Here is a 25,614-nt window from a genome sequence, read left to right as displayed (position 1 = left end):
GCGCTAGAAGGGCGCTGCCCTGTCTTCGGTGAACACGACCGTGTTCTGTGGTGGTGGTTCATCGACGTAGGTACGGCCGGTGGGGCTGGTCCATCCCAGCTTTCCGGCGCCGAGCTGTTTCACGTGCCAGGGCGAGTGGTGTTTGAGCACGTGGTGTCTGCGGCAGAAGCCACCGAGATTCTCCACGTCGGTAGTGCCGCCGAGCGCGGCGTCGACAGTGTGGTCGAGGTCGCATTCGCGCGCCGCGTGCCCGCAGGTGGTGAACCGGCATCGCCCGTCCCGTGCTCTCAGGTGCCGGCGCATCCGTTTCGAGGGCCGGTATCGGTCCACCGCGAGCAGGCCACCGGTGATCGGATGCGTGAGCACCCGGTCCCACCCGGTCGCAGCACCGGCCAGGGCGCGCGCCGTGTCCGCATCGATCGGGCAGGCCCCGTCGAGCTCGGCGGGCGGGCTGTCGGGTCGGCCCATCAGAGTGGTGACCGGGACGGTCACCGAGACCTCCGCCCGGACCTCGTCCAGCAGGTCGCCGTCATGTGCGGTGGGGGTGCCGGTGAGGATCATTTCGGCCAGCAGATCGAAGCGCAACTGCGCCAGCGTCCGCTCGTCACCGGCCATCCGCAGCGCCTTGCCCATCTGCGTGACGCGGTCGTGCATGCCGTGCACCAGCGCGGACGGCCCGTGGATGACCATGTCCGACATCCCGTCAGGCTGGTCCGCAACCCATGCGCCCCGCTTCTCACACGCGTCCTGGTGGCGTTCCTCGATCGACCGGGGCTGGATCTGCTCGGCGATCCTCGCCGCGATCAGCCGCAGCCGGTTCGGAGACTCCGCCTCGGCGAACGGCAGTACCCGGCCGCAGTACCGTTCCCGGTCGTCGGGGTCGTCCAGGTGCTCGGCGGCGTCGAGGATCACCCGGGTGTGCGCGGCGCTGATCCGCCCCGCGCCCTGCGCCTGCCACACGAGCGGGAACCGGGTGACCAGCCAGTGCGCCTCCGACATCCGTCGCTGCACCGTCCGGTCGGACACGTGCTGCACCGCGCCGAGCTCGGCGGCCACGGTCCGCAGGCTCAGGTCACTGCTGTCGAGCCCGACGCTCTCCTCGGCCGCGGACAGCGCGAACCGGGATGCCAGCGCCAGCAGCCCGTCACGCGCAGCCTGCAGCTCTGAGATCGTCGTCTCGATGTCGCGCACGGACTCCACGATCTCACCGAGCACCTGCCGCTGCTCGGGACTGATCTGCGAAAGTCCGTTCATAACTCAAGTATGAACGGGGCCTCCGACATTCGTATATATGCATGAGGTCGCTCAGTGGAGGAGGGCGACGGCCTCCGCGGCGACCAGTTCGGGTTCGGTGATCGGGATCAGGTGGCCGGAGTACTTCGCGATGACGAATCTCGCATCGAGCGCGCGAGCCGTCGCGCCGTGCGCAGCGACGAGCCGTGCACGCATCCGCCGATCGGCGAAGGTGCTGCGTCCGCCCGAGAGGACGGTGACGGGGACCTCGCTCAGGTCCGGCGACGCGTTCTGCAGCTGATCGACGCCGCCCGCGACCTGTCTCAGTTCGGCTGCCGCAGCGCGCGCAGCAGCGATCGTGGAGGAGGCAACTGCGGTCGCGGCGCGCCACGGCTCCGGCAGTCCGGCGAGCGTCGAACGCATCAGCGGCGCGAGCATCCGCATCTGCGCGAGCGGGGGAAGCAGCCGAGCTTGGGCGGCGGAGGCCCAGCGCATCATCGGCGAGACGTAGAGGTCGGCGGCGTGCTCATCGCTCTGGTCCACGAGCACGACGCCGGCCGGAGGTACGCCGGCGGCGCAGAGCCGCGCCGCCAGCATCCGCACGATCGGGCCTCCCCAACTGTGCCCTACGAGCACCAGCCGCCGGTGCGGCTCGGACTCGATGACCGATCGGAGATCGTCAGTCAGACCCGCGAGGTCGCGGTGGAGCGTACAGGGCGTGCTGGTGCCATAGCCGGCGCGCTCGTACGCGACGACTCGGGCCGCTCCCGCGATGCGCTCCTGCACCGGCCCCCAGTACCGCCCGCTGATCCCGAGACCGGCTTCGAGCACGACCAGGTCGTCGCCCTCACCGGAGCGCATCGTGTGCAGCAGACGTCCGTCCGCGGTCTCCACGAATCGATCGGTTCCAACGGGCGCCACGATGCCGAGCCTATCGGGGGCTCGCTACGGTCAGGATGAAGCGGACTCACCCACGCCTCCCCGGGATCTCACGCGCCGCACGTCAGCCCGGCTCATGCTCGTCAGTCGCGCAACTCCTCCGCCGCCAGCAGCCGTCCCATCGTGCGCAGACCGAGCCGCGCCATCGCCGGGTTGGAGCGCTCGTAGTACCAGCCGAGCCCCATCGCCTGCTGCAGGGCCCAGGCGGCTCCGCGCCGCCACTCCGCGTCATCCGATCCGACCCCGGCTCGCACTGCAGCGCGATCCTCGGCTTCGAACAGATGCCACGCGACGACCAGGTCGAGCGCGGGGTCGACGGGGCCGAACGAGCCGGTGTCGAGCACGCCGGCCAGCCGTCCGTCGCGCGACACGACGAGGTTCGGCGGAATCAGGTCGCGATGCGACATCACCTCCGTGCCCGGATGCGGGATGCCGCGGAGCTGCGCCCACAGCGTGCGCGCAGCGTCCACATCGAGCAGGTGTCCGCTGCGATCGAAGCACTCCTGGAGCCAGCCGTCGTGGTCGGTGAGGCCGCCGCCTCGGCCGGCCCCGTCGAACGTCCGCCCGCGCAGCGGCTCGGTGCGCAGCGCGACGATGAGGCCTGCGAGATCGCCGGCGAGCAGCGGATGCCGGGCATCCGAAAGCCCTTCCGCCGTCTCGCCCTCGACCCACGAGGTGACCATCCACGCCGAGGGGTACTCCACCGAAGCATCCACCACGCGCACCGGACGGGGCGCGGGCACAGGGGAGATGTCGGAGAACTCGGCCATCTTCTCGGCCTCGGCCCGCACCGCAGCGAGATCGGTCGACATGAGGGGGAAGCGCGCGACCAGTCCGTCGCCGATGCGGAACAGCGCATTCACGGTCCCGGGCGACGAGAGCCGGCGCACCGGCATCCCCTCCGCCTCCGGCACAGAGGCGGAGATCAGCGCGACGGCCAGCGGGTCCTCCAGGACCAGCTGGCCGTCGTGCATCCGCTCGTCGGTCACGCCTGCGGCGGAGCGCCCGGCGCCTGCGGCGGCGCGGCCGGACCCTGTGCCGGGCCGGCCGGCGGATACGGAGCCGCTGTCGCGCCCGCGGGCTTGCCCGCGTCCACCCACCGCGTGTGCGCCTTCAGCGCGTGCAGCACGGCGAAGCGCACGGCGAAGTAGACGACCAGACCGACGACGCCCGCGATGATCGCCCAGACGAAGGGCATGATCAGCAGCATGTGCCAGCCGCTCAGGCCGGCCATCATGCCTGCGCCCGTGCGATCCAGGCCTCGACCTCGTCGGCCGTGCGCGGGATGCCTGCCGACAGGTTCACCGGGCCGTCCTCGGTCATCAGGATGTCGTCCTCGATGCGCACGCCGATGCCGCGGAGCTCCTCGGGCACCGTGACGTCGTCGATCTGGAAGTACAGCCCCGGCTCGATCGTGAACACCATGCCGGCCTTCAGTTCGCCGTCGTAGTACATCTCGCGGCGGGCCTGTGCGCAGTCGTGCACGTCGATGCCGAGGTGGTGCGACGTGCCGTGCACCATGTAGCGGCGCTGCTGGCCGCCCTTGTCGGCATCCAGTGCCTCCTCGGCGCTCACCGGCAGCACGCCCCACTCGGCGGTGCGCTCGGCGATGATCTTCATGGCGGCCTCGTGCACGGCGCGGAACTTCACGCCGGGGCGAGCGGCGGCGAATGCGGCATCCGCAGCCTCGCGCACCGTCTCGTAGACGCGGCGCTGAACCTCGGTGAACGTGCCCGACACGGGAAGGGTGCGGGTGATGTCGGCGGTGTACAGGCTGTCGGCCTCGACGCCCGCGTCGATGAGGATCAGGTCACCGGGGACGACGGCGCCGTCGTTGCGCGTCCAGTGCAGGTAGCAGGCGTGCGGGCCGGATGCTGCGATCGTGTCGTACCCCTCCCAGTTGCCGTCGCTGCGGGCGCGCTGGTGGAAGACGCCCTCCACGATGCGCTCGCCGCGGGGGTGCGCGATCGCCCTGGGCAGGTCCCGGATCACGTCGTCGAAGCCGGCCGCCGTGACGGCGACCGCGTGCTTCATCTCGGCGATCTCGTACTCGTCCTTGATCAGGCGCAGCTCGGAGACGAACCGGGTGAGGTCCTCGTCGGCGTCCACGACCAGGTCGTCGGATCCTTCGGCGAAGTCGTCCAGATGGGCGGTCGCGACGCCGAGGTCGGCGGCGACACCGGCGAGCGACGGACGCGGGCCGATCCAGAACTCGCCGATCGTGGCATCCGAGTAGAACTCCGCAGTCGTGCGGTCGGCGCGCTCGCGGAAGTACAGCGTGACGTCGTGGCCGTCGGGCGTCGGCTCGAAGACCAGCAGCGAGTCCGGCTCGGAGTCGGCCGCCCATCCGGTCAGGTGGGTGAAGGCGGAGTGCGCGCGGAACGGGTAGTCGGTGTCGTTGCTGCGCTGCTTCAGCGAACCGGCCGGCACCACGAGGCGCTTGCCGGGGAACGCCTTCGAGACGGCGTCACGCCGCGCTGCGGCGAAGGGCGCCTGTGCGCGCGGTGCGGGCAGCGACTCGGTGCGCTCGGCCCAGCCGGTCGAGATCGTGTCCAGGAAGCCCTGCGGGAACGGCTGGCGGCGGTTGGTCTTCTCCTCGACGACGACGGCGTCGGAGGTCTCGGCGATCGTGTCGCCGTCTGCGGGGGTGCTCATACCTCCATCCTCTCACCGCGGTCCGCGGGAGCGGACTCAGGATGCGGGATCGAGCTGCGCCACCAGGGCACGGTGGTCGGAGCCCGCTGCGTCGTCGATCACGAGCGACCCCGTCGGCGTCCAGTTCGCACTCGCCATGATGTGGTCGATCGGGGCCGAGAGCAGCGCGGGGATGCTGCTCGGCCAGGTGCCCCACATCCCCGTGCCGGTGCGGGTGGCGACATCCTGGCAGCGACCCATGTCGCCGCCGTCGACGCCGAGCCGCGCCATGTGGTCGATCGTGGCGTTGAAGTCGCCGGCGAGGATGAAGTCGCCCTTCGGGCACTGGTCGGCGATCCACTGCAGGTCCGTGCGCCACTCGTCCATGGCGTCCTGACGCGGCGCGACGGCGTGCACGGCCACCACGGTCGGGCCGTGCCCGTCGACGGGCATCGCGACGACGCTCGGCACGGACTTCGTGTTACTGGAGCCGTCGGTCGACGACTGGATCACCGAGTAGTCGCCGAGCGCGGGGGAGATCAGTACGGTCGTCTGCCACGCCTGCGGGCCGTTCTGCACATCGGGCCGGATGTTGACGTTGTGCACCCACATCGGCCGGCCGCTCTCGCGCATCAGCACGGCGATGCGCTCACCGACGCCGTCCGCTGTCTCGGGCAGTGTGACGATGTCCGCCTTCTGCTCGACCGCCGTGCGCGCGATCGTGTCGGCGGATGCCGCCTCGCCCCGGGTGTTCCAGGTCATGACGCGCACGCTGTCTTCGGCCTTCTCCGGAAGAGAGCCCGCGGAGAGCCCGCGCAGGCCTCCGATCACGCCGACAGCGGCGCCGGCGATGATCGACACGACCAGCAGAGACGCCGCGAAGCCGCGCAGCGGGCGGGCGATCATCAGCAGCAGGGAGAGCACGCCGACCACCGCGAAAGCTATCAGCAGGGCACCGCGGGATGCCACCAGCTGGGCGACCGGGAACGTCTGCTCCAGCCGGAAGAACTGCGGCCACACGACGACGGCCGCGGCGATCGCGTAGAGCACGGTCAGCAGCAGACCCAGAAGTCGGAACATCACCTCGAGCCTAGGGGTTCGCGCTGTGACGCCCCTGACCGCGACGGGTGGGTACGCTCAGAGGATGACCACAGGTGCCCCGCCGATCGCAGGTCCTGGCGACCTGCATCTGCACTCGAATCACTCCGACGGCACCCAGGCGCCGGCCGAGGTGGTTCGTCAGGCGCACGCGCACGGGCTGCGCACCGTCGCGCTGACCGATCACGACCGCACCTCGGGCTGGGATGAGGCCGGCGACGAGGCCGTCGCCCTGGGCATGACCTTCATCCCCGGGATGGAGCTGTCGGCGAAGCACGAATGGCGCAGCGTGCACGTGCTGGGGTACCTGTTCGATCCGGCGGATGCCGCCCTGCTCGCCGAGACGACCCGTATCCGTGACGACCGCATCGGTCGCGCCGAGCGCATCGTCCGCAACATCTCCCGGGACTACGACCTGACCTGGGAGGACGTCATCGGGCAGACCGCGGGCGATGCGACCATCGGCCGCCCGCACATCGCCGACGCGCTGATCGCGCGCGGCATCGTGATCGACCGCGGAGAGGCCTTCGACGGCATCCTGCATCCGCGCACCGGGTACTACGAGCCGCACTACGCGCCGGACCCGCTGACCGCGGTCCGGCTGATCACGGATGCCGGGGGAGTGGCGATCATCGCCCATCCGGCCACGGCCGGCCGCGACCGCATGATGCCGCTGCCGTTCATCGAGCGGCTCATCGACGCCGGACTGGCCGGTTTCGAGATCGAGCACCGGGAGAACACCGAGCAGGGCAAGCGGATGCTGCGCGACATCGCCGCCCGGCACGAACTGATCGTCACCGGGTCGAGCGATTACCACGGCGCGGGCAAGCCCAACATCCCGGGCGAGAACAGCACCGGCGCCGACATGCTGGCGCGCCTGGTCGCGCGCGGAACCGGCTCGTCGCCGCGATACCCCGGCTGAGCGGGGCGACCTGCGGCAACCCTGCGTGGGACGTCTCTGCTCGCGCGGCACATCGCTGCTCGCGCGGCACATCGCTGCTCGCGCGGCACATCGCTGCTCGCGCGGCATCCTTCTGCCGCGTCGGATGCTGGCGCTGCACTTCTCGGCTCGCGCGGCGCGCATTCGCGTAGCGCGTGCACGTTTCTGTGGCGCGAACGAATCGGTGAACGCGACCCAGGATTCCTCCATCCGTCGTGGGTAGCCTTCCGCCATGCAGCGGGGCACCTCTCTCGAACGCCGGATCGACGTCGTCGCGAGGCGCGTGCTGCAGGGAGCGCCCCGCCATGGCACCCGCGCGGGACTGATCGAGCTCGCGGTGTTCCTGCTCAAGCAGGCGTGGGCGTGCATCTTCGGCGCGTCCCTGCTCGTGCTCATCATCGCCGCACGGTTCTGGTATCCGGATGACGCGCTCCTGGCTCGCAACGACGCCCTGACGATCGCCGCCGTGCTGATCCAGGTCGTGATGATCGGCTTCCGCTTCGAGACCGGGCGGGAGCTGTGGGTGATCGTGATCTTCCACATCACCGGCACCGTCATGGAGCTCTTCAAGACGGATGTCGGGTCGTGGAGTACGCTGCCGGCGGCTTCCTGCACATCGGTGCGGTTCCGCTGTTCAGCGGCTTCATGTACGGGGCGGTCGGGTCGTACATGGTGCGCGTGCACCGGCTGTTCGATCTCGGGTTCACCCGCTACCCGCGGCGCCTGCTCACCGTGGTCCTCGCCGCGGCGATCTACGCTAACTTCTTCACGCACCACTTCTGGATCGACCTGCGCTGGCTGCTGATCGCCGCGGTCGTCGTGCTGTGGTTCCCGACGATGATGTACGCGCGCTCGTGGCGGGTCACGCTGCGGCTGCCACTCCTGGCGGTCTTCGCCGGAGTGGCGGTGTTCATCTACGCGGCCGAGAACATCGGCACCTGGGCCGGCGCCTGGTCCTACCCGAACCAGGCGGGCGGGTGGGAGCTCGTGTCGCCGAGCAAGCTCACCTCGTGGTTCCTGCTGATGATCATCTCGGTGGTGCTCGTCACCCTGGTCTATCCGCCGCGGGTGCCCGCATCCGTGGTCGTCGAGCGTCCTTCGTCTCGCCAGGTCGCGGATCCTGAGCGAGCGTAGCGAGACGAAGGGCGCTCAGGTACCGGATCCTGAGCGAGCGAAGCGAGAGGAAGCGCGTATTCGCTCGTCAGGCGCCGGTGGGTGCCGCGCCGCCGGAGCGGCGGCGGCGACGGCGCCGCTGCGGAGCGGGCTTGCCGTCGTGGTGCTCCCGAGTGGTGTCGCCGTCGTGCGTGCCGGCGCCCTCTGCGTCGCGGTTCGAGCTGTCGGTCGAGACGGGGGCCGGTGCCGCGGTCTCCGTGCCCTCGGCGAAGGTCGACCCGACCGGCTCGGCCGCCCGGCGGCGCCGGCGACGACGCTTGGTGGTGCCTTCGCTGGTGCCCTCCGCCGCAGCATCCGCGGCCTTCTGCGGCTGACGCTGCTTGCGCTCGCCTGCGGGCTTCTCGGCCTTCGGAGCGGTGCGCAGGCGGCCCTTGGTGCCCTCGGGGATGTCGAGGTCGGTGTACAGGTGCGGGCTCGACGAGTAGGTCTCGACGGGCTCGGGCTGGCCGAACTCGAGAGCGCGGTTGATGAGGGCCCACTTGTGCAGGTCCTCCCAGTCGACGAACGTCACGGCGATGCCGGTCTTGCCTGCGCGGCCGGTGCGGCCGGCGCGGTGCAGGTACGTCTTCTCCTCGTCGGGGATGGTGTGGTTGATCACGTGCGTGACATCGTCGACGTCGATGCCGCGCGCGGCGACATCCGTGGCGACCATGACGTCCTTCTTGCCGGCCTTGAACGCGGCCATGGAGCGCTCGCGCTGATCCTGGCCCATGTCGCCGTGCACGGCCGCGGCGTTGAAGCCGCGGTCGTTCAGCTCGTCGACCAGCTTCTGTGCGGCGCGCTTCGTGCGGGTGAAGATCACGGTCTTGCCGCGGCCCTCGGCCTGCAGGATGCGGGCGATGACCTCGTCCTTGTCGAGTGCGTGCGCCCGGTAGACGAGGTGCTTGATGTTCTTCTGCGTGAGCCCCTCGTCGGGGTCGTTCGCGCGGATGTGGATCGGGTTGGTCATGAACCGGCGCGCGAGGGCGACGATCGGGCCGGGCATCGTGGCCGAGAACAGCTGCGTGTGCCGGGTCGCGGGGACCTTCTGGAAGATCTTCTCGATGTCGGCGAGGAAGCCGAGGTCGAGCATCTTGTCGGCCTCGTCGAGCACGACCTCGACGGCGTTCGACAGGTCGAGCAGGCGCTGGCCGGCGAGGTCGATCAGGCGACCGGGAGTGCCGACGACGATCTGCGCGCCGGCCTTGAGCTGCTCGATCTGGCCCTCATAGGCCTTGCCGCCGTAGATGGCGACGACGCTGGTGCCCCGGTTCGAGGTCAGCAGGTCCATGTCCTCGTACACCTGCACGGCCAGTTCGCGGGTCGGCACGACGATGAGCGCCTTGACACCCGGGCCGGGATTCGCGCCGAGGCGCTGCACCACGGGAATGCCGAACCCGAAGGTCTTGCCGGTGCCGGTCTTCGCCTGGCCGATGATGTCCTGGCCGGGGAGGCCGAGGGGGATGGTCTGCTCCTGGATGGGGAACGCGTCGACGATGCCCTTGGCGGCGAGTGCGTCGACGATGTCCTGGTCGATGCCGAGGTCGGCGAAGGAAGTCACAGTATGTTGCCTGTCCGGCGATCGCGCTGTGCGTCGTCGCACCCCGGGAGTCGCCTCGTAAACGGATCCACGCCGTCTCTGATCTCAGGCGCGGGGCCCTGCTCCAGCGGCAGGACAGTATCCAGCCTACCGGAGAGGGCGGCGGATGCCGGGGAGGGCTCCGCGGCCCGGGTAATCTGGGCGGGTGGTCAACTGGTTCTGGAAGAAGCGCCGCCAGCCCCGCCGCACCCTCGCGGTGCGCAGCCGAGGCGACGTGGGCGACGCGACGCGCGTCGACTTCGCCGAGCTCGCGCCCGAACTGAACCGCTTCCTCGGCCAGGCCGCCTACCTGCAGCTCGGGTACTTCGAGACCCTGACCCGCGGCATCCGTGCCACGCCGGAACTGGCGCGCAAGGAGGCGCTGTCGCGCGCCGCCGGCGCGGCCCTGGACAAGCACCGCGGCATCGTGCGGGTCATCACCGAGCGCGGCGAGGACCCGACCGAGCTGATGCTGCCGTTCCGCGAGAACCTCGACGCCTTCCGCCGCAAGACGATCGGCGCGCGCCAGGAGGAGACGCTGCTCGCGGTGTACCTGACCGCGGGCATGCTGGACGACTTCTACCTCGCGCTCGCCTCGAGCTACGGCGAGACGGGGGAGCGGGTCGCCGAGATCCTCCGCGAGGACGGCGCCGGCGGCGAGATCGTCTCGATCATCCAGCAGACCATCGAGAGCGACGAGGAGTGGCGTTCGCTGCTGTCGATGTGGGGGCGCCGCCTCGTCGGAGACACCCTTCTCGTGTGCCGCGGCGCGCTGCGCCCGGAGCGCCTCGCGCAGGACGAGCAGCGCATCGAGCCGGTCTACACCGAGCTGATGGGCGCGCACGCGCGCCGGATGGATGCGATGGGGCTCGCCTCGTAGAAGGCGCGGGGCTCAGACCCCGATCGCCTGCTGCGTCTTCTCGTCGGAGGCGTGCCGCACGACGGCCAGGAGGTAGGTCGCCAGTGCCGCGATCAGCAGACCGCCGCCGATGCTGGCCAGCCACAACCAGCCGTTGCTCTCCGCGACGCCCGCCCACTGCATGGCCGTGTAGATCACGCCGGACGCCGCAGTGGCGATGGCCGGGGCGACGGCGACACCGCGCAGGTGACGGTGCGGCAGCAGGAAGTGCAGGCCGATGCCCAGCGCGCAGGACGCGATCAGGGCGAGCAGGATGTACATCTCAGGCGACGAAGCCGACGCGGCGGGACTCCTCGGTGCCCAGCTCGATGTAGGCGAGGTTCGCGGTCGGCACGATGTAGTCGTTGCCCTTCACATCGGTGAGGGTGAAGTGGGTCGTGCCCTGCTCGAGTGCGGCGGAGATGGTGCTGCGCACCTCGTCGGCCGCGGTGCTGGTCTCGAAGGTCAGTTCACGGCCGGTGTTGACGATGCCGATGCGGATTTCCACGCGTGCTCCTCTGACTTGCTTGGGTGCTGGCAACTCTACCGTGACCGTTCGGCCCCGGTCCCGGCGGCCGGGCCGGTTTCGCCCAGGGCGCACACGCGCGGCCGTCCGTCGCCGCGACATCGATGTCGCCGCCCGCCGATAGTGTCGAAGCATGACAGAGGATGCTGCGCAGCGGGCCGTCGTGACCGCCGATCCCGACGCATCCGGAGTCATCATCGGCGCACCGGGAACCGGTAAGACGACCGCGCTCATCGACCGGGTGGTGCACCTGCTGGACGGCGGACTCGAGCCGGAGCAGGTCCTCGCGCTCACCCCGAGCAGGCAGGCGGCCACGGGGCTGCGCGACCGCATCGGCGTGCGGATCGGCCAGGCGACGCCTGGGCCGCTCGCGCGCTCGGTCGGCTCCTTCGCGTTCCAGCTCGTGCGCGGCGCCATGGTGCGCGCCGGGGACGACCCCCCGGCGCTGCTCACCGGTGCCGACCAGGACCGCATCATCGCCGACCTGCTCGCCGGCGATGTCGAGGACGGCAGGGTGCAGTGGCCCGAGGCGCTCGGACCTTCGGTGCGAGCCTCCAAGGGCTTCCGCTCCGAACTGCGAGCCTTCCTCGCCGAGTGCACCGAGCTGGGCGTGCGGCCGGGTGAGCTGAGCGCCGCGGGGTCCGAGGTCTGGGCAGCGGCCGGGGTCTTCCTCGACGAGTATCACCGCGTGATGGCGCAGCTGCGCTCAGCCCACCGCGACGCCGCCGACCTGCTGAGCGAGGCCACCGGCATCCTGCACACGGCGGATGCCGCGACTCTGTGCCCGCTGGCCCCGCTGCGCGTCGTGCTGATCGACGACGCGCAGGAGCTCACCCGCGGCGGTATCGAACTGGTGCGCGCACTGCGGGCGCGCGGCATAGCGGTGCTGGCCTTCGGCGATCCCGACATCTCGTCCGGCGCGTTCCGCGGTGCGAGCCCCGAGCTGTTCGCCCGGCTCGCGGCCGATCTCGGCGACGTGCGGGTGCTCGACGGCCCGCACCGGCAGGTGCCGGCGCTGACCGCGCTCACCCGCACGGTCACGCAGGCCATCGGCGCGGCGGGGCGTGTCGACCATCGCCGCGCTCCCGTCACCGTCGACGACGCGGATGCCGCGGTCACGACCTTCGTCGCGCCGTCCCCCTACGAAGAGGTCGATCGCATCGCCGGAGTGATGCGCGACTGGCACCTGTCCGGCGGCATCCGCTGGGACCGGATGGCGGTGATCGCGCACGACACCCGTCAGGTGGCGCAACTCGAGACCGAGCTGGCGGCGCGCGAGATCCCGACACGGGCAGCCGGTGTGCAGCGCCCGCTCGGCGAGGAGACCGTGGTGCGGGATATCGTCGGTCTCGTGCGGCTGGCGCTGCTGCCGGTCGAGGAGCGCACCCCGCAGGAACTCGAAGAGGCGCTGCGCTCGCCGTTCGGCGGCATGGACGCGATCGGGCTGCGTCGCCTGCGCGCCCGGCTGCGGCATCTCGAGTTGGAGCAGGAGGGCAACACTCCCGCCCGCGAGCTGCTGCGTCAGGCGATCGCGAAACCGGCGCACCTGACCCTGATCGACGCGGCCGAGGCCAGGGCGGCGGCACGCTTCGCCGACACACTGGCCGAGATGACGGCGGCCGCCGCGGCGGGGGAGACCATCCACGACCTGCTCTGGCGGGCCTGGGACGGCGCCCGCTCGGTCGACGGGCGCAAGCTGCAGTACGCCTGGCGTGAGAACGCGATGCAGGCCACCGGTGGCGAGACCGCCCGCGCGCTGGACGCCCTGGTCGCGCTGTTCGATGCGGCGAAGCGCTTCGTCGAGCGCACGCCGAACGAGAGGCCGGGCAAGTTCGTCGACGACATCCTCGGCAGCGAGGTCCCCGAGGACACCCTCTCGTCGCCCGAGCGACCGGGGCGCGTCACCCTCCTGACGCCGGCGACCGCGCTGGGGGCGGAGTTCGACGCCGTCGTCATCGCCGGTCTGCAGGACGGCGTCTGGCCGAACGTGCGCCTGCGTGGCGGGATGCTGCAGACCTGGCGCCTCGCCGACGCGATCACCGCGGCCCGTACCGGCGTCGAGACGGAGGTTCCCGGCGTTCTCGACCGGCGTCGCAGCGCGCTGCACGACGAGCTGCGGCTGTTCGTGCGGGCGCTCTCCCGCGCGCGCAGTCGCCTGCTGATCACGGCGGTCGACGACGACGATTCGACGCCCAGCCCGTTCTTCGGCTTCCTGCCCCAGCCCGAGCCGCCGGAGCGGCACCCGTCCGCCGAGCACCCGCTCACCTTGCGCGGCCTGGTCGCGCGGCACCGTCGCACGCTCACGACGACCACCTCGCTCGCGGCGCGACAGGAGGCGGCAGGACAGCTGGCCGTGCTCGCCCGCGAAGGCGTGCCGGGGGCGGAGCCGGCCGACTGGTACGGCGTGACGCCGTCGTCGACGAGTGCGCCGCTGCACGACCTCGCCGTGGAGGCTGCACGCGTGTCGCCCTCGCGTATGGAGTCGTTCGAGGAATGCGGGCTGAGCTGGGCGGTGTCCGCACTCGGCGGCGACACGGTCATGCCGCCGTCCGCCGGCATCGGCACGATCGTGCACGCCGCGATGGAGACCGCGCCCGACGGCGACCTGGAGCGGATGCGGGAGGTCGTCGCCGCCCGCTGGCCGGAGCTCGACTTCGAGACCGAGTGGATCGGGCGCAAGGAGCGCCGTCGCGCGGAGCAGTACGTCGACCGGCTGCACTCCTATCTCGGCACCGTGACGCGGGACGGCGGCCGGGTGCTCGCCAGCGAGGTGGAGTTCCGGTTCGCGGTCGATGTGCCCGAAGACGACGACGCGCCCGCCGTGCACCCCGCCGGTGAGGACACCGCGCACCAGGCGATCATCCACGGGTACATCGACCGCGTCGAGGCGTATCCGGCGGGGGCGGGCGAGCACCCCGCCGCGCGAGGCCGAGGATGGCAGGCCATGCCCGCCGCAGACGAGAGGGTGGTCGTGGTCGACCTCAAGACCGGAAAATACGAGCCCGAGAGCGACGAGAAGGTCATCGACCACGCGCAGCTCTCCGCCTACCAGCTCGCCGTGCAGCAGGGGCTGATCGAGGGGGCGGATGCCGAGTCGCTCGCCGGTGCGCGCCTGGTGCTCGTCGCGAAGACGCTCTCGAAGAGCGACTACCGCGTCGCCCACCAGCACACGCTCGACGGCGAGGCCCGCGACGACTTCCTGCGCAGGGTCGCCGAAGCGGCGCGGGGGATGTCGGCGAGCAGTTTCACCGCACAGGTCGAGGCGCACTGCGCCGACACCCAGTGGCGGGTGCAGCCCTGCCGCATCCACACCGTCCCGGCGGTGAGCGCGTGATCGGTCACCGGTCGTCGAGCGAGCGAGGAACGAGCGAGACGAAACGCTCTCATGTCTGCCGGACACGTTTCGTCTCGTCGCTGCGCTCCTCGCTCAACGACCCGACGACGGGAGTCCGCGCATGACCTCGTCATGGACCGGACCGCCGAGCATCTCGGCGACCGATGTCGCCGCGGCGCTCGGGCTGCCGTCGCCGACGACCGCGCAGCAGCGGGTGATCGAGGCGCCGCCGACGCCGGCGCTGGTCGTCGCGGGTGCCGGAAGCGGCAAGACCGAGACGATGTCGGGCCGTGTCGTCTGGCTGGTCGCGAACGGGCACGTCCGTCGCGACGAGATCCTCGGTCTCACCTTCACGCGCAAGGCCGCGGGCGAGCTGTCCGAGCGCATCGCCGTGCGTCTCGCGATGATCGACGAGTACGGCCGTCGCGGCCTGCTGCCGCACCTTCCCGAGATCGTCGCCTCTGGTGCGCTGCGCCGGGTCGACGAGGCCGCGACCGGCCGGCAGCGGGACCTCGTCCGCGCGCACGTGCTCGATGAGCTCGCCGAGAGCTACGGCACTCGAGCCGCCCCTGCAGCGGCCGAAGATCTGATGATCCGCCCCCGAGTGTCGACCTACAACGCCTTCGCCGACGGCATCGTCCGTGAGCACGCCGCCCGCATCGGGCGCGACCCCGACGTGGCGATGCTCAGCCAGGCGGCATCGTGGATCCTCGCCCGCGACGTGGTGCTGCGCTCCGACCTGCCCGATCTGGAGCTGATCGACCGCTCGCTCACCGGCGTCGTCGACGCCGTGCAGAAGCTCGCCGGGGACGCCCTCGACCACCGCGTCGACCTCGATCGCGCGGTGCGCATCGCCACGGAGCAGGCCGCCGCCTTCGGGCCCTACCGCAGCAACGACGCCGTCGAGAAGGCCGCTGCCAACCTCGAGGCGATGCCCGTGCTCGCGGCGCTGGTGCGCGAGTACATCGCCGAGAAGGAGCGCCGCGGGGTGCTCGACTTCGCCGACCAGGTCTCCGGCGCCTACGACATCATCGAGTCCGCGCCCGACGTGCGCGCCGAACTGCGAGAGCAGCATCGGGTCGTGCTGCTCGACGAGTACCAGGACACCTCGGTGATCCAGACCAGGTTCCTCGCCGAGCTGTTCCGCGACTCCGCGGTGATGGCCGTCGGCGACCCGCACCAGTCCATCTACGGATGGCGCGGCGCCAGCGCCGACAACCTGTACGCGTTCTCCGGGTCGTTCGCGGCGGAGCAGACCGCGCAGAACTACAGCCTGATGACCAGCTGGCGCAACGACGCGGGCATCCTCGACGTCGCCAACCGCGTGCTCGAGCCGCTGCAGCGCCACGGCCTCGACGTGCCTCCTCTCGAACCTCGGCCGGGCGCCGGTGCCGGCACGGTGGAGACCCGCTTCCCGTTCACCGTCGACGACGAGGCTCGCGAGGTCGCCGAGTGGTTCGGCGATCGCCGCGCGAGGCACAGCGGCAGCAGCCCGCACACCGGCGCGATCCTGTTCCGTTCCAAGCGGCACATGCAGACCTTCGCGGGGGCGCTCGCCGCTGCAGGCATCCCGCACCGGATCCTCGGTCTCGGCGGTCTGCTCAACACCCCCGAGGTGGTCGACGTGGTCTCCACGCTGAGGGTCATCCACGACCCCACGGCCGGTTCCGCTCTCATCCGGCTGCTCACCGGCCCCCGATTCGGCGTGGGCGTCGCCGACATGGCGGGGCTCTACGACCTGGCATCCGAGATCGCCAAGCGCGACAGCGCGCTCATGCCGCTCCCCGACGAGGTGAAGACGCGCCTGCGCGCGTCGAGCGGCGCCGACGAGGCGGTGTCCATCGTCGACGCCGTCGACGTCGTGCGAGGCATGCGCGACGACTACCGGCTGATCGAGGGCATCACGTCCGACGGACGCGCGCGCATACGCGCCGCGGGCGAGATGCTGGAGCGGCTGCGTCGCGCCGTCGCCCAGCCGCTGCCCGAGCTGATCCGCCTGATCGAGTTCGAGCTGCGGCTCGACATCGAACTGGCGGTGAACGAGACCCGGGGCCCGGCACGCGTGGCCACGACGCAGCTGCGCGCATTCGCCGACGAGGTGCGTGCGTTCCTCGCCGCCGATGAGCGCGGCACGATCGGCAGCCTGCTCGCCTGGCTGGACAAGGCCGAGATCACCGACGAACTGATGCCCCGCCCCGAGCCACCGGAGCCCGGGGTCGTGCAGCTGCTCACCATCCACGGCTCGAAGGGCCTGGAATGGGATGCCGTGGCCGTGGTGCGCCTGGTCGAGGACGAGCTGCCCTCGCGCGCGACCGACACGGCGGGCTGGTTCGGGTTCGGCGCGGTGCCCTTCCCGCTGCGCGGCGATGCCGCCGCACTGCCGCGGTTCGAGTGGGACCCGCGCGCGGCGATGGACGCCGTCGGCGACGACCCGGTGAAGCGGCAGAAGGCCGGACAGTCGTCGCTCTCCGGAGGGGTGACCAAGGCCAATCCGCAGGGCGGCGCGCTCACCCGGTTCAAGAAGGCCTACTCCGACTACCAGAAGCAGGAGGAGCGCCGCCTCGCGTATGTCGCGGTGACCCGCGCTCGCAGCGATCTGATGCTGTCCGGGGCGCACTGGGCGGGCCAGAAGAGCCCGCGCAAGCCCAGCCCGTACCTGCTCGAGGCGCTCGACGTGCGAGGCCTCGACGCGCCCGAGGCCGTCGACCCGGACGAGAACCCGTACGACGGTCCGGGCATGACGGCGAACTGGCCGCTCGATCCGCTCGGCGCGCGCCGACTGCGCGTCGAGCGCGCGGCCGACGAGGTGCGCGCCGCGCAGGCCGCGCCGATGCCTGAAGCCGCACCCGAGCTGGTCCGCCTGCTTGCGGAGCGCGAGGCGCGGCAGCGCGGTACCGATGCGACCGTACCCACCCGCGTGCCGGCCTCCCGCTTCAAGGACTACGTCACCGATTTCGAAGGCACGCTCGGGTCGATCATCCGCCCGATGCCGGAGCGGCCGTATCGGCAGACCCGGCTCGGGACGCTGTTCCATGCGTGGGTCGAGCGACGCTCCGACATCGTCGGCGTGGGCACCGGGATCGACGACGGTCTCTGGGAGATCGACGGCGACACGCCGGATGCGCAGGACGTCTCCGAGGCGGATGCCGCCGACCTCGGTCGCCTCCAGGAGATCTTCGAACGCAGCGAGTGGGGAGGACTGCAGCCGATCGCCGTCGAGATCGAGATCGACTTCGCGCTTCCCGGGTCGGTGGAGGACGGGGGCGACGGCCACATCGTCATCTGCAAGCTCGACGCCGTGTACCGTCGCGCCGATCGCGGCGGACGGATCGAGATCGTGGACTGGAAGACCGGCAAGGCGCCGCGCACTGCAGCCGAGCGCGAAGACCGCATGCTGCAGCTCGCCCTGTACCGTCTGGCCTACCACCGCCGGTTCGGTGTGCCCCTCGACGAGATCGACGTCGCGCTCTACTACGTGGCCGACGATCTCGTCATCCGTGGTGACCGCGTCTACTCGGAGGCGGAACTGGTCCAGCGCTGGAGCGCCGCCCGCGCCGCGCGCTGAGCCTCTTCAGCCGAATCCAGATGGTCGTCGTCGGGCGCGGCGAGAGGTCGCCCCGCGGCACTCGGGCCCTTCGCCGTGCCGTGGTCACCGGACGAACCGCGCACACCGGTGATGCCGGCGGCTTCGGCGCGCTCATCCAGGTCGCCCAGATCCTGGGTCTCCTCGCCGGTCACGTCCGCCGCTGACGCGTCCTGTTCGTCGCGTTCGTGCGGTTCGGCGGAGGCGTCCGCGGCGTCCCCCTCGGCCTGCCAGAGGTCCTCTGGGCGATAGGCATCCGTCTGCATCGAGGTGTCCACGGCGACGGGCGGTGCCTGCGGGACACGTCCCGCCGCATCCAGGGCGGAGTCCACGTCGGTCGCGCCGGCCGACACGCGCAGGTCGTCGTGCACGCCGTCGGCGAGCGACTCCAGCAGTGCGGCAGCGTCGTCGACGATGTCGCTGCGACGCATCGTCTCACCGTGCACCAGCCAGCGGGCGAACTCGAGCTCGGCGAGCAGACGCGCCCGCACGCGCAGGGCGGCGTCCACGGCGTGAGCGGAGGCCCCGGCGTACGCGCCGTGCACGTCGTCGGCGGCGTCCTTCGCGCCCGACAGCCAGGCGAGGTCCACGGCGGGATCGCCGAGCGACAACCCGTGCCACCCCACCAGCCCGACCACCTTCGGCCCGAGATCGGGATCGTCCTCGAACAGGAACGAGTCGGCCTGTACACCGCCGAGCGTCACGGTCGTCTCGAAGCGCCACAGATCGTCGTCGTCCACCGCCTGACGCCAGCGGGCGCTGAGACGGGCGGGCACGCGGCCGGTGGCCGTGGCGCGCTCGATCAGCCGGCGCACCTCCTCGCGCACCTCGGAGGCGTCGCGCGCGGTGAGCCCGCCGCCGCGCACGACGGAGGCCGGCAGCGCGTGGGTCGCGGCGATGGCCTCACCGATGGACCACGCCGCGCCGCGTCCGGCCGGCACCTGCGACGCCTCGATCTGGAACCCCGGCAGGAGCCCGGTGACGAGTCCGCGGCCGTCGCCGATGCGCGTCTCGCCGATGTACTCGGGGGCCCGGAAGGGCAGCATCTCGCGGGCGCCGGGGGTCAGGGCGCGCAGCGCGATCGCCTCGGATGCGAGCTCCCGCGCGCCGTCCTCGTCGTCCGCGACGCGGATGGTCAGCTCGCGGCCGTCGGCCAGCGTGGCCACGGCCGAGTCGAACCGACCGTCTCCGCCGGCGGTGAGGGGACGGGCGCCGGTGACCTCCGCCCCGGGCAGTGCGGCTGTGACCGCCGCCACTAGAGTGAAAGGAGAGCGTGCCATGCACTCCAGGGTAGGTCGGCATCCGGGGCCTGACGCCCACGCCACGCCCGATCGGGCACAGGCCGTGGAGCCGGCCGGCCGTCGCCGTCGTGGACAGTCCGTGGATGAGAGGGAGCACATGATCGTCGAACCGGGCCTCCTCGACCGAGCCGGTGAACTGCGAGACGTGCCCGGCGTTCTCGACGGTCTGCGGGCGGATCCGTCCACCCGGACGATCGTCGTGCACGACCGGCGAGCGCGCGTCACCGATGCCGCGTTGCTGCGCGTCCCGCCCGCCGACGTCGTCGGCGCGCGGGACTGGGCATTGCTCGGCAGAGATCCGGACGGCACCCCGGTGCTGCTCGCCGTCGTCGAGGATGCGCCCGTCGATGCGGTCGCGATCGACGCCGTTCCCGCGGATCCCGCGCCGGTCGACACCGCCATCTGGTCGGCTGTGCGGGACGCCGGCGGAGTGCTCGCGGGCGTCGAGGCCGAACTGCTCATCGAGGCCGTCGCCGCCGCCGACTGGCTGACGGCGTTCCGGTTCTGCCCGGCCTGCGGCGCGGAGACCGAGTTGCGGCAGGCCGGCTGGTCCCGGCACTGCCCGTCATGCGGGCGCGAGCACTTCCCGCGCACGGACCCCGCGGTGATCGTCGCGATCGAGAGCGCCGACGGAGAGCGGCTGCTGCTCGGCGCGAACGCGAACTGGCAGGGCCGGATGTACTCCACCTTCGCCGGGTTCCTCGAGGCGGGGGAGTCGCTCGAGACCACCGTGCATCGCGAGATCCTCGAAGAGGCCGGTGTCCGCCTGCGGAACGTGCGCTATGTGTCGTCGCAGCCCTGGCCCTACCCGCGCTCGCTCATGCTGGGCTTCCGTGCGACGGCCGTCGATGAGGATGCGGTCGCGGACGGCGACGAGATCATCGACGTCCGCTGGCTGACGCGGGCCGAGATCGCCACGGCGCTGCGGGGAGAGGGGCCGGTCGGGCTTCCCGGGCCGTCATCCATCGCACGGGCGCTCATCGTGGACTGGTACGAGGAACGAGCGTGAGTGCACTCGACGCTCTCGACGAACGGCAGCGAGAGGCGGCATCCGTGCTGCGCGGACCTGTTGCCGTGCTCGCCGGAGCCGGCACGGGCAAGACCCGCGTGATCACGCACCGCATCGCGCACGGCGTCGACACCGGCGCGTACTCGCCCTCCCGGGTGATGGCGGTGACCTTCACCGCGAAGGCGGCCGGCGAGCTCCGAGGACGCCTGCGCGCGCTCGGCATCGAGGGGGTCGCCGCGCGCACCTTCCACGCCGCGGCCCTCGCGCAGCTCAACTTCTTCTGGCCGACCCTCGCCGGTGACAGCGCACCGTCGATCGTGAACAACAAGGTCCGGATGCTCGGGCAGGCGGCAGACGAGCTGCGCTTCCGCCCCAGCACCGCGACCCTGCGCGACATCGCCGCCGAGATCGAATGGCGCAAGGTCTCGATGATCTCGGTCGACCGCTATGCCGAACTCGGACGCACGGTCACCGGCATCGACGCCGACAGACTCGCCGCGCTGATGCACGCCTACGAGCGGATCAAGGACGAGCGCCGGCAGCTCGACTTCGAAGACGTGCTGCTGGCGTGCGCGGGCATGATCGAGGCCGAACCGCGCGTCGCCGCGGCCGTGCACGAGCAGTACCGCCACTTCACCGTGGACGAGTACCAGGACGTCTCGCCGCTGCAGGACCGGCTGCTGGAACTCTGGCTGGGGGACCGCCACGACATCTGCGTGGTCGGCGACGCCAGCCAGACGATCTACTCGTTCGCGGGTGCGCAGCAGCGATATCTCCTCGAGTTCGAGCGCCGGCACCCGGACGCCACGGTCGTGCGGCTGGAGACCAACTACCGCTCCCAGGCGCCGATCCTCGCCGTGGCCAACGCGCTCATGAAGGGACGGCCCGGAGCACTCGCCCTGGTGCCCGCCAGGGAGACGTTCACCGCCGAACCCCCCACGGTGACGGCGTTCGACACTGAGACGGATGAGGCGGAGGGTATCGCCGCGGCGATCGCCTCCCGCATCCAGGCCGGTTCCTCACCTGCCGACATCGCCGTGCTGTACCGGGCGCACGCGCAGTCCGCCCCGCTCCAGCAGGCGCTCGCCGCGCAGGGCATCCCCACGACGGTGCTGGGCGGCACGCGCTTCTTCGACATGCCGGAGGTGCGGCAGGCAGTGCTCGCCCTGCGGGCCGCCGCCGTCGCTCCGGCCCTGGCCGGATTCCTGCCCACGGTGCGCGACGTGCTGCGCAACCTCGGCCTGACGGAAGAGCCGCCGCAGGCCGGCGGTGCGCAGCGCGACGCCTGGGAGGCCCGGCGTGCGATCCTGCGGCTCGCCGAGGAGGCGCCGGCGGATGCCACGCTGCGCAGCTTCGCCGAGATGCTGTCCGCCAGGGCCAAGGATCAGCACGAGCCGGAGCTGCGGACCGTGACGCTGTCGACCCTGCACGCGGCGAAGGGCCTGGAGTGGCCGCACGTGCACCTCGCCGGATGGAACGAGGGAGCCCTGCCGATCTCGTACGCCACGACCTTCGAGCAGGTCGACGAGGAGCGCCGCCTCGCGTACGTCGGACTCACGCGAGCCGCGCGTACGCTGTCGCTGTCGTGGGCTCGGAGTGCGGGACGAGGGGAACGGGCGCCGTCGCGGTTCCTTGCTGAGATCGGGACGACAGGTCGCGGCACAGGCATCCTCCGTGAAATCTCACCGAGCGCCATGCGATCCGTCCGTCGGGGCTGACTCGGGCGACCAGCCCCGCGTTCTCCACGGGAGTTCGCAGGATGCGCGCCGCCAGCGCAGCCGCCTGCGCGATCCGCACCGACGCGATCGCACCGACCGGTCTGCCGATCAGCTGCGTGTGCAGCCGTGGCCAGGCGGGATCGCGCAGACCCTCGTGCTCGTCGCGGCAGGAGAGACAGGGCGTCTCGCCGGGACGCACGAGCGGACCGACCGTCATCGCCGCGGTCTCGAACGCCACCGGCAGGTGGGCCACGTCGTCGCGCAGGTACGAGGCCAGCTGCAGCGCGGACGCCGCCCCCTCGACCACGATCACCCCGACATCGGCCGGATCATCGCGGACGCCGCGGTCCAGCCCCTCCTCGAGGAGGCACTCCGCCATGCGCGGCAGAGCACGGTCGTCCGTGACGCTCACGCCCTCCACCCAGAACGCCGGAGCGGGCGGCGGATCGTCGCGCAGCACAGGGCGCAGCAGCGTGAGAAGGTCGCGCGCGGCCTGACGCGGCGCGCCGACGGCATGCGCGACGACGTCGAAGGTCGTCAGGCGGATGCCGGCGGAGAGACGCGCGAGCAGCGGTTCGACCCAAGCTGCCGTGGCGTCGACGTGGACGATGCCTTCGATGCCGAACTGGACGGTGTCGGAGTCGCGCCAGAGCAGCGGGTACCGGGGATCCAGGCGTGTCTTCGTGGTCGGACTGAGCGGGCTCATGCGGACGATCATGGCGGAGGCCACCGACGGCGTGGGTGGAGTTCGCCGGGCCTGTGGAGAACTTCTGTTGTTCGAGGGGCGCGGGAGGAGATGTTCCCTGCACTCGCAGAGTGGGACCCTCCGTTGGCTGGAGCGGGCAAGCCCGCTCCAGCCAACGGCCCCTCCCAATGCTCGTTCCGGGAACATCTCCTCCCGCTCGTGCTTTTGGGGAGGGTTCGCGTGCTCGGGGAGGGAGGTAGAGGGATGGAGTTTCTGGTGGCGTGACTTTCAGCCCCGGGTCGTTGAGCGAGCGACGGAGGAGCGAGACGAAACGGTGTCAGCGGAGCTGAGGGGTCAGACCGGGCGGGGGTCGTCGGGGTGGTCCTCGTCGGGGGACTGGTCCTTGGTGTCGCCCTCGGAGGGGGAGCCGCCGAAGTCGTCGCCGTCGAGCAGCCGGGCGAGGGCCTCGTCGAACTCGTCGGCCGCGGGGGCCTCGCCGCGTTCGCCGGCCTGCAGGCGCGCGATCAGCGCCGCCGGGTCGTCGATGTCCGACGCCTGCGGCATCAGGTCGGGATAGTCCCACAGCGCGTCGCGGGCGTTGGTGCCCACGGCATCCGTCACCGCGCGCCACATGGCCGCCGCCTCGCGCAGCCGGCGCGGGCGCAGCTTCAGGCCGACCAGCGCGCCGAGCGCGTCCTCAGCAGGGCCGCCCACGGCACGGCGGCGGCGAGCCGCCTCGGCGATCCGCACACCGTCGGGGAGCCGGGAGATCGCCTCCGTCGTCACGACGTCCACCCAGCCGTCGATCGTCGCGATGACGTTCTCGAGACGGGTGAGCGCCTCGCGCTGGGCCTCGGACTGCGCAGGCAGCAGCGCACCGCCCTCGATCGCCGCGCGCAGCTCCTCCGGGTTCGAGGGGTCGAGCCGCTCTGCGACATCCTGCAGCGCGTCCACGTCGACCTCGACGCCGCGGGCGAACTCGGTGATCTGGGACATCACGTGCAGGTGCAGCCACTTGGCGTGCCGGTACAGCCGCGCGTAGGCGAGCTCGCGCACCGCGAGGTACAGCGCGATCTGGTCCTCGGGGATCTCCAGCCCCTCGCCGAACGCCGCGATGTTCTGCGGGATCACCGCTGCCGTGCCGGCCGGCAGCACGGGGATGCCGACATCGCCGCCCGAGACGACCTCGAGGGAGAGGTCTCCGAGGACCTTCCCGAACTGCATGGCGAACACCGACGCGCCGAGGCCCCGCATCAGCTGACCGGCACCCTGCACGACACCGCGCATCTCGTCGGGCGCCTGCGAGCCGAGTGCCTGGGTGAGCGCGTCGGCGATGCTCGTCGACACGGGACCGGCGATCTCCTTCCACACCGGAAGGGTCTGCTCGACCCACTCGCCACGGGTCATCGCGCGCGGCGGTGCGGAGAGCTCCGACAGCGTCGTCGCCTCGCTCAGCCACAGATCGGCCAGGCCGAACGCATCCGCCAGCGAACCGCGTGAGCCGTCGGTGATGCCCTGTCCGTCCTGGTTGGCGATGTGCAGCGCCTGACGCTTCGTGCTCTCCCAGGGATCGCCGCCGAAGGCGCCCTGCATCTGCGAGAAGAAGGCCTGCATCTGGGCGGGGTCGATCTGGAAGCCCTCCATGCCGCTCATGGCATCGCGCAGCGCATCCGGGTCGATGCCCTCGCCGGACATCATCCGGCGCAGGAACTCCTCGAAGTCGGACGGGTCGGGTCGGTCGTCGCTCATGTCGCCCTCTCAGCACGCGGAAAGCCTGTGACCTCTACGCTAGTCACAGGATTCTGCGCATGCCCCGGACGGACGCGGATCCCTGTACGCCGCTCGCGAACGTCGGAGGTCGCCCGTGTCCCCAACCCGGTCCCGACGAGTCGGCGTAGGCGTCTGGGCGCTCGTCGTCGCACTGGTCGCCCTGGTGGCGCTCACCTTCATCCCCACCCCCTACGTGATCCAGCGGCCCGGTCCGGTGTTCGACACCCTCGGCACGGCGAAGGACGCCGACGGCGAGCAGGTTCCGCTGATCGAGGTCGACGGTGCGGAGACCTACCCGACCGGCGGAACGCTCGATCTGACCACCGTCCAGGTGGTCGGCAACCGGGAGCGCACGCCGAGCTGGGCGGAACTCGCGGTCGCCTGGGTCGACCCCGCGCGCGCGGTCGTGCCGATCGACGTGGTCTTCCCCGAAGGCGTCACGTCGGAGCAGCGCGACAAGCAGAACGCCGAGCTGATGGTCAACTCGCAGCACGAGGCCACCGCTGCGGCGCTCACCGAGCTGGGCTACGACGTCGGTGCGCAGGTCGAGGTCGTCGAGGCCATCGAGGACACGCCCGCCGACGGCGTGCTCGAGGCCGGCGACGTCATCGTCGCGATCGACGGCCAGGAGGTCTCCTCGGCCAAGGTGCTCCGTGAAGAAGTGCAGCAGGCCGGGGGAGACACCGTCGAACTGACCGTCGACCGCGACGGCACCGAGCAGCAGGTCTCGGTGACCCCGGAGGAGCAGGAGGTGAACGGCGACACGACCTGGCTGATCGGCATCTCGCTGACCACCACCTACGACTTCCCGATCGACGTGACGATCCAGCTCGACAACGTCGGCGGTCCCAGCGCAGGGATGATGTTCGCGCTCGGCATCATCGACACGCTCACCCCCGGCGAGCTCAACGGCGGTGAGAACGTCGCAGGCACGGGAACGATCGAGGCCGACGGCACGGTGGGCCCGATCGGCGGCATCCGGCAGAAGCTGTACGGCGCGCGGGATGCCGGCGCGACGATCTTCCTCGCCCCGGAGTCCAACTGCGACGAGGTCGTCGGGCACATCCCCGACGGACTGGACGTGTACAGCACCGCGACGCTCGAGGATTCGCTGCACGTCCTCGAGACGATCGCGGACGGCGAAGACACCTCCGAGCTGCCGACCTGCAAGGCGTCCTGAGCCACCTGCGGACGCAGCCCGTGACACTTCCGTTA

18 protein-coding genes and 1 pseudogene are annotated in these 25,614 nt (G+C 71.3%); 8 read left to right on the top strand and 11 right to left on the bottom strand.

All coding sequences use genetic code 11. The annotated features are described in order from the left end of the window. Positions 1-3: 3 nt before the first annotated feature. From DY023_RS03035 to DY023_RS03010, 6 genes are all read right to left on the bottom strand, one after another. Positions 4-1,254, bottom strand: coding sequence for an HNH endonuclease signature motif containing protein (locus DY023_RS03035; protein WP_116240871.1), 1,251 nt, complete (start codon positions 1,252-1,254; stop codon positions 4-6). Positions 1,255-1,305: 51 nt separating this feature from the next. Further along, on the bottom strand, positions 1,306-2,154 hold the full coding sequence (locus tag DY023_RS03030; RefSeq protein ID WP_245958563.1) for an alpha/beta fold hydrolase: 849 nt from the start codon (positions 2,152-2,154) through the stop codon (positions 1,306-1,308). A 101-nt stretch (positions 2,155-2,255) separates the two neighbouring features. After that, on the bottom strand, positions 2,256-3,161 hold the full coding sequence (locus DY023_RS03025; protein WP_245958562.1) for a phosphotransferase: 906 nt from the start codon (positions 3,159-3,161) through the stop codon (positions 2,256-2,258). Continuing rightward, positions 3,158-3,409 carry a hypothetical protein gene (locus DY023_RS03020; protein WP_147303250.1) on the bottom strand — a complete coding sequence of 84 codons (252 nt, stop codon included), beginning with the start codon at positions 3,407-3,409 and terminating at the stop codon, positions 3,158-3,160. Before DY023_RS03020 ends, DY023_RS03025 begins: the two co-directional genes overlap by 4 nt. Continuing rightward, positions 3,406-4,827, bottom strand: a complete 1,422-nt coding sequence (locus tag DY023_RS03015; protein ID WP_116240869.1) for an aminopeptidase P family protein — start codon at positions 4,825-4,827, stop codon at positions 3,406-3,408. The genes DY023_RS03020 and DY023_RS03015 overlap by 4 nt, the downstream gene beginning before the upstream one ends. Before the next feature lie 36 nt (positions 4,828-4,863). Beyond that, positions 4,864-5,886 (bottom strand): endonuclease/exonuclease/phosphatase family protein, encoded by a 1,023-nt coding sequence (locus tag DY023_RS03010; RefSeq protein ID WP_116240868.1) that lies wholly within the window; start codon positions 5,884-5,886, stop codon positions 4,864-4,866. A 64-nt stretch (positions 5,887-5,950) separates the two neighbouring features. Here DY023_RS03010 and DY023_RS03005 point away from each other — a divergent pair, with 64 nt between their 5' ends. Further along, positions 5,951-6,826: a PHP domain-containing protein gene (locus DY023_RS03005; protein ID WP_116240867.1), complete on the top strand. Its 876-nt coding sequence runs from the start codon at positions 5,951-5,953 to the stop codon at positions 6,824-6,826. Between the two features lie 250 nt (positions 6,827-7,076). Continuing rightward, positions 7,077-7,978: pseudogene (locus tag DY023_RS03000) on the top strand (DUF817 domain-containing protein). A gap of 67 nt (positions 7,979-8,045) precedes the next feature. Here the strand turns inward: DY023_RS03000 and DY023_RS02995 are convergent. Beyond that, positions 8,046-9,557: a DEAD/DEAH box helicase gene (locus tag DY023_RS02995; protein ID WP_116240866.1), complete on the bottom strand. Its 1,512-nt coding sequence runs from the start codon at positions 9,555-9,557 to the stop codon at positions 8,046-8,048. A 184-nt stretch (positions 9,558-9,741) separates the two neighbouring features. Between DY023_RS02995 and DY023_RS02990 the strand changes: the two genes are divergently transcribed. Then, entirely contained in the window at positions 9,742-10,455 is a 714-nt protein-coding gene (locus DY023_RS02990; RefSeq protein ID WP_116240865.1) for a ferritin-like fold-containing protein, read from the top strand. Positions 10,456-10,467: 12 nt separating this feature from the next. On the opposite strand, the gene DY023_RS02985 is transcribed toward DY023_RS02990, so the two are convergent. Together DY023_RS02985 and DY023_RS02980 are read right to left on the bottom strand one after the other, a co-directional pair. Continuing rightward, on the bottom strand, positions 10,468-10,755 hold the full coding sequence (locus DY023_RS02985) for a hypothetical protein (RefSeq protein ID WP_116240864.1): 288 nt from the start codon (positions 10,753-10,755) through the stop codon (positions 10,468-10,470). Position 10,756: 1 nt separating this feature from the next. Beyond that, positions 10,757-10,981 (bottom strand): DUF3107 domain-containing protein, encoded by a 225-nt coding sequence (locus tag DY023_RS02980; protein WP_116240863.1) that lies wholly within the window; start codon positions 10,979-10,981, stop codon positions 10,757-10,759. 151 nt (positions 10,982-11,132) lie between these two features. Between DY023_RS02980 and DY023_RS02975 the strand changes: the two genes are divergently transcribed. Beyond that, positions 11,133-14,333, top strand: a complete 3,201-nt coding sequence (locus DY023_RS02975; protein ID WP_116240862.1) for an ATP-dependent helicase — start codon at positions 11,133-11,135, stop codon at positions 14,331-14,333. Between the two features lie 121 nt (positions 14,334-14,454). Beyond that, on the top strand, positions 14,455-17,898 hold the full coding sequence (locus tag DY023_RS02970) for an ATP-dependent helicase (RefSeq protein ID WP_116240861.1): 3,444 nt from the start codon (positions 14,455-14,457) through the stop codon (positions 17,896-17,898). On the opposite strand, the gene DY023_RS02965 is transcribed toward DY023_RS02970, so the two are convergent. Then, on the bottom strand, positions 17,844-19,196 hold the full coding sequence (locus DY023_RS02965) for a protein kinase family protein (protein WP_147303249.1): 1,353 nt from the start codon (positions 19,194-19,196) through the stop codon (positions 17,844-17,846). The two genes, DY023_RS02970 and DY023_RS02965, sit on opposite strands and share 55 nt — an antisense overlap. On the opposite strand from DY023_RS02965, the gene nudC reads away from it, so the two are divergent. Together nudC and DY023_RS02950 are read left to right on the top strand one after the other, a co-directional pair. After that, positions 19,195-20,226: an NAD(+) diphosphatase gene (nudC, locus tag DY023_RS02955; protein WP_342770976.1), complete on the top strand. Its 1,032-nt coding sequence runs from the start codon at positions 19,195-19,197 to the stop codon at positions 20,224-20,226. The two genes, DY023_RS02965 and nudC, sit on opposite strands and share 2 nt — an antisense overlap. Continuing rightward, positions 20,223-21,944 carry an ATP-dependent helicase gene (locus DY023_RS02950; protein WP_116240857.1) on the top strand — a complete coding sequence of 574 codons (1,722 nt, stop codon included), beginning with the start codon at positions 20,223-20,225 and terminating at the stop codon, positions 21,942-21,944. The genes nudC and DY023_RS02950 overlap by 4 nt, the downstream gene beginning before the upstream one ends. A 1,039-nt stretch (positions 21,945-22,983) precedes the next feature. Here the strand turns inward: DY023_RS02950 and DY023_RS02945 are convergent. Beyond that, positions 22,984-24,378 carry a zinc-dependent metalloprotease gene (locus DY023_RS02945; protein ID WP_116240856.1) on the bottom strand — a complete coding sequence of 465 codons (1,395 nt, stop codon included), beginning with the start codon at positions 24,376-24,378 and terminating at the stop codon, positions 22,984-22,986. A 115-nt stretch (positions 24,379-24,493) separates the two neighbouring features. Between DY023_RS02945 and DY023_RS02940 the strand changes: the two genes are divergently transcribed. Beyond that, positions 24,494-25,579, top strand: a complete 1,086-nt coding sequence (locus DY023_RS02940) for a YlbL family protein (RefSeq protein WP_116240855.1) — start codon at positions 24,494-24,496, stop codon at positions 25,577-25,579. The last annotated feature ends 35 nt before the right edge of the window (positions 25,580-25,614 follow it).

Origin of the sequence: Microbacterium bovistercoris (assembly GCF_003387575.1) — a bacterium.
Lineage (GTDB): Bacteria > Actinomycetota > Actinomycetes > Actinomycetales > Microbacteriaceae > Microbacterium > Microbacterium bovistercoris.
The sequence above is the reverse complement of the archived record's forward strand: the minus strand, read 5'-3'. Positions and strand labels throughout refer to the sequence as shown.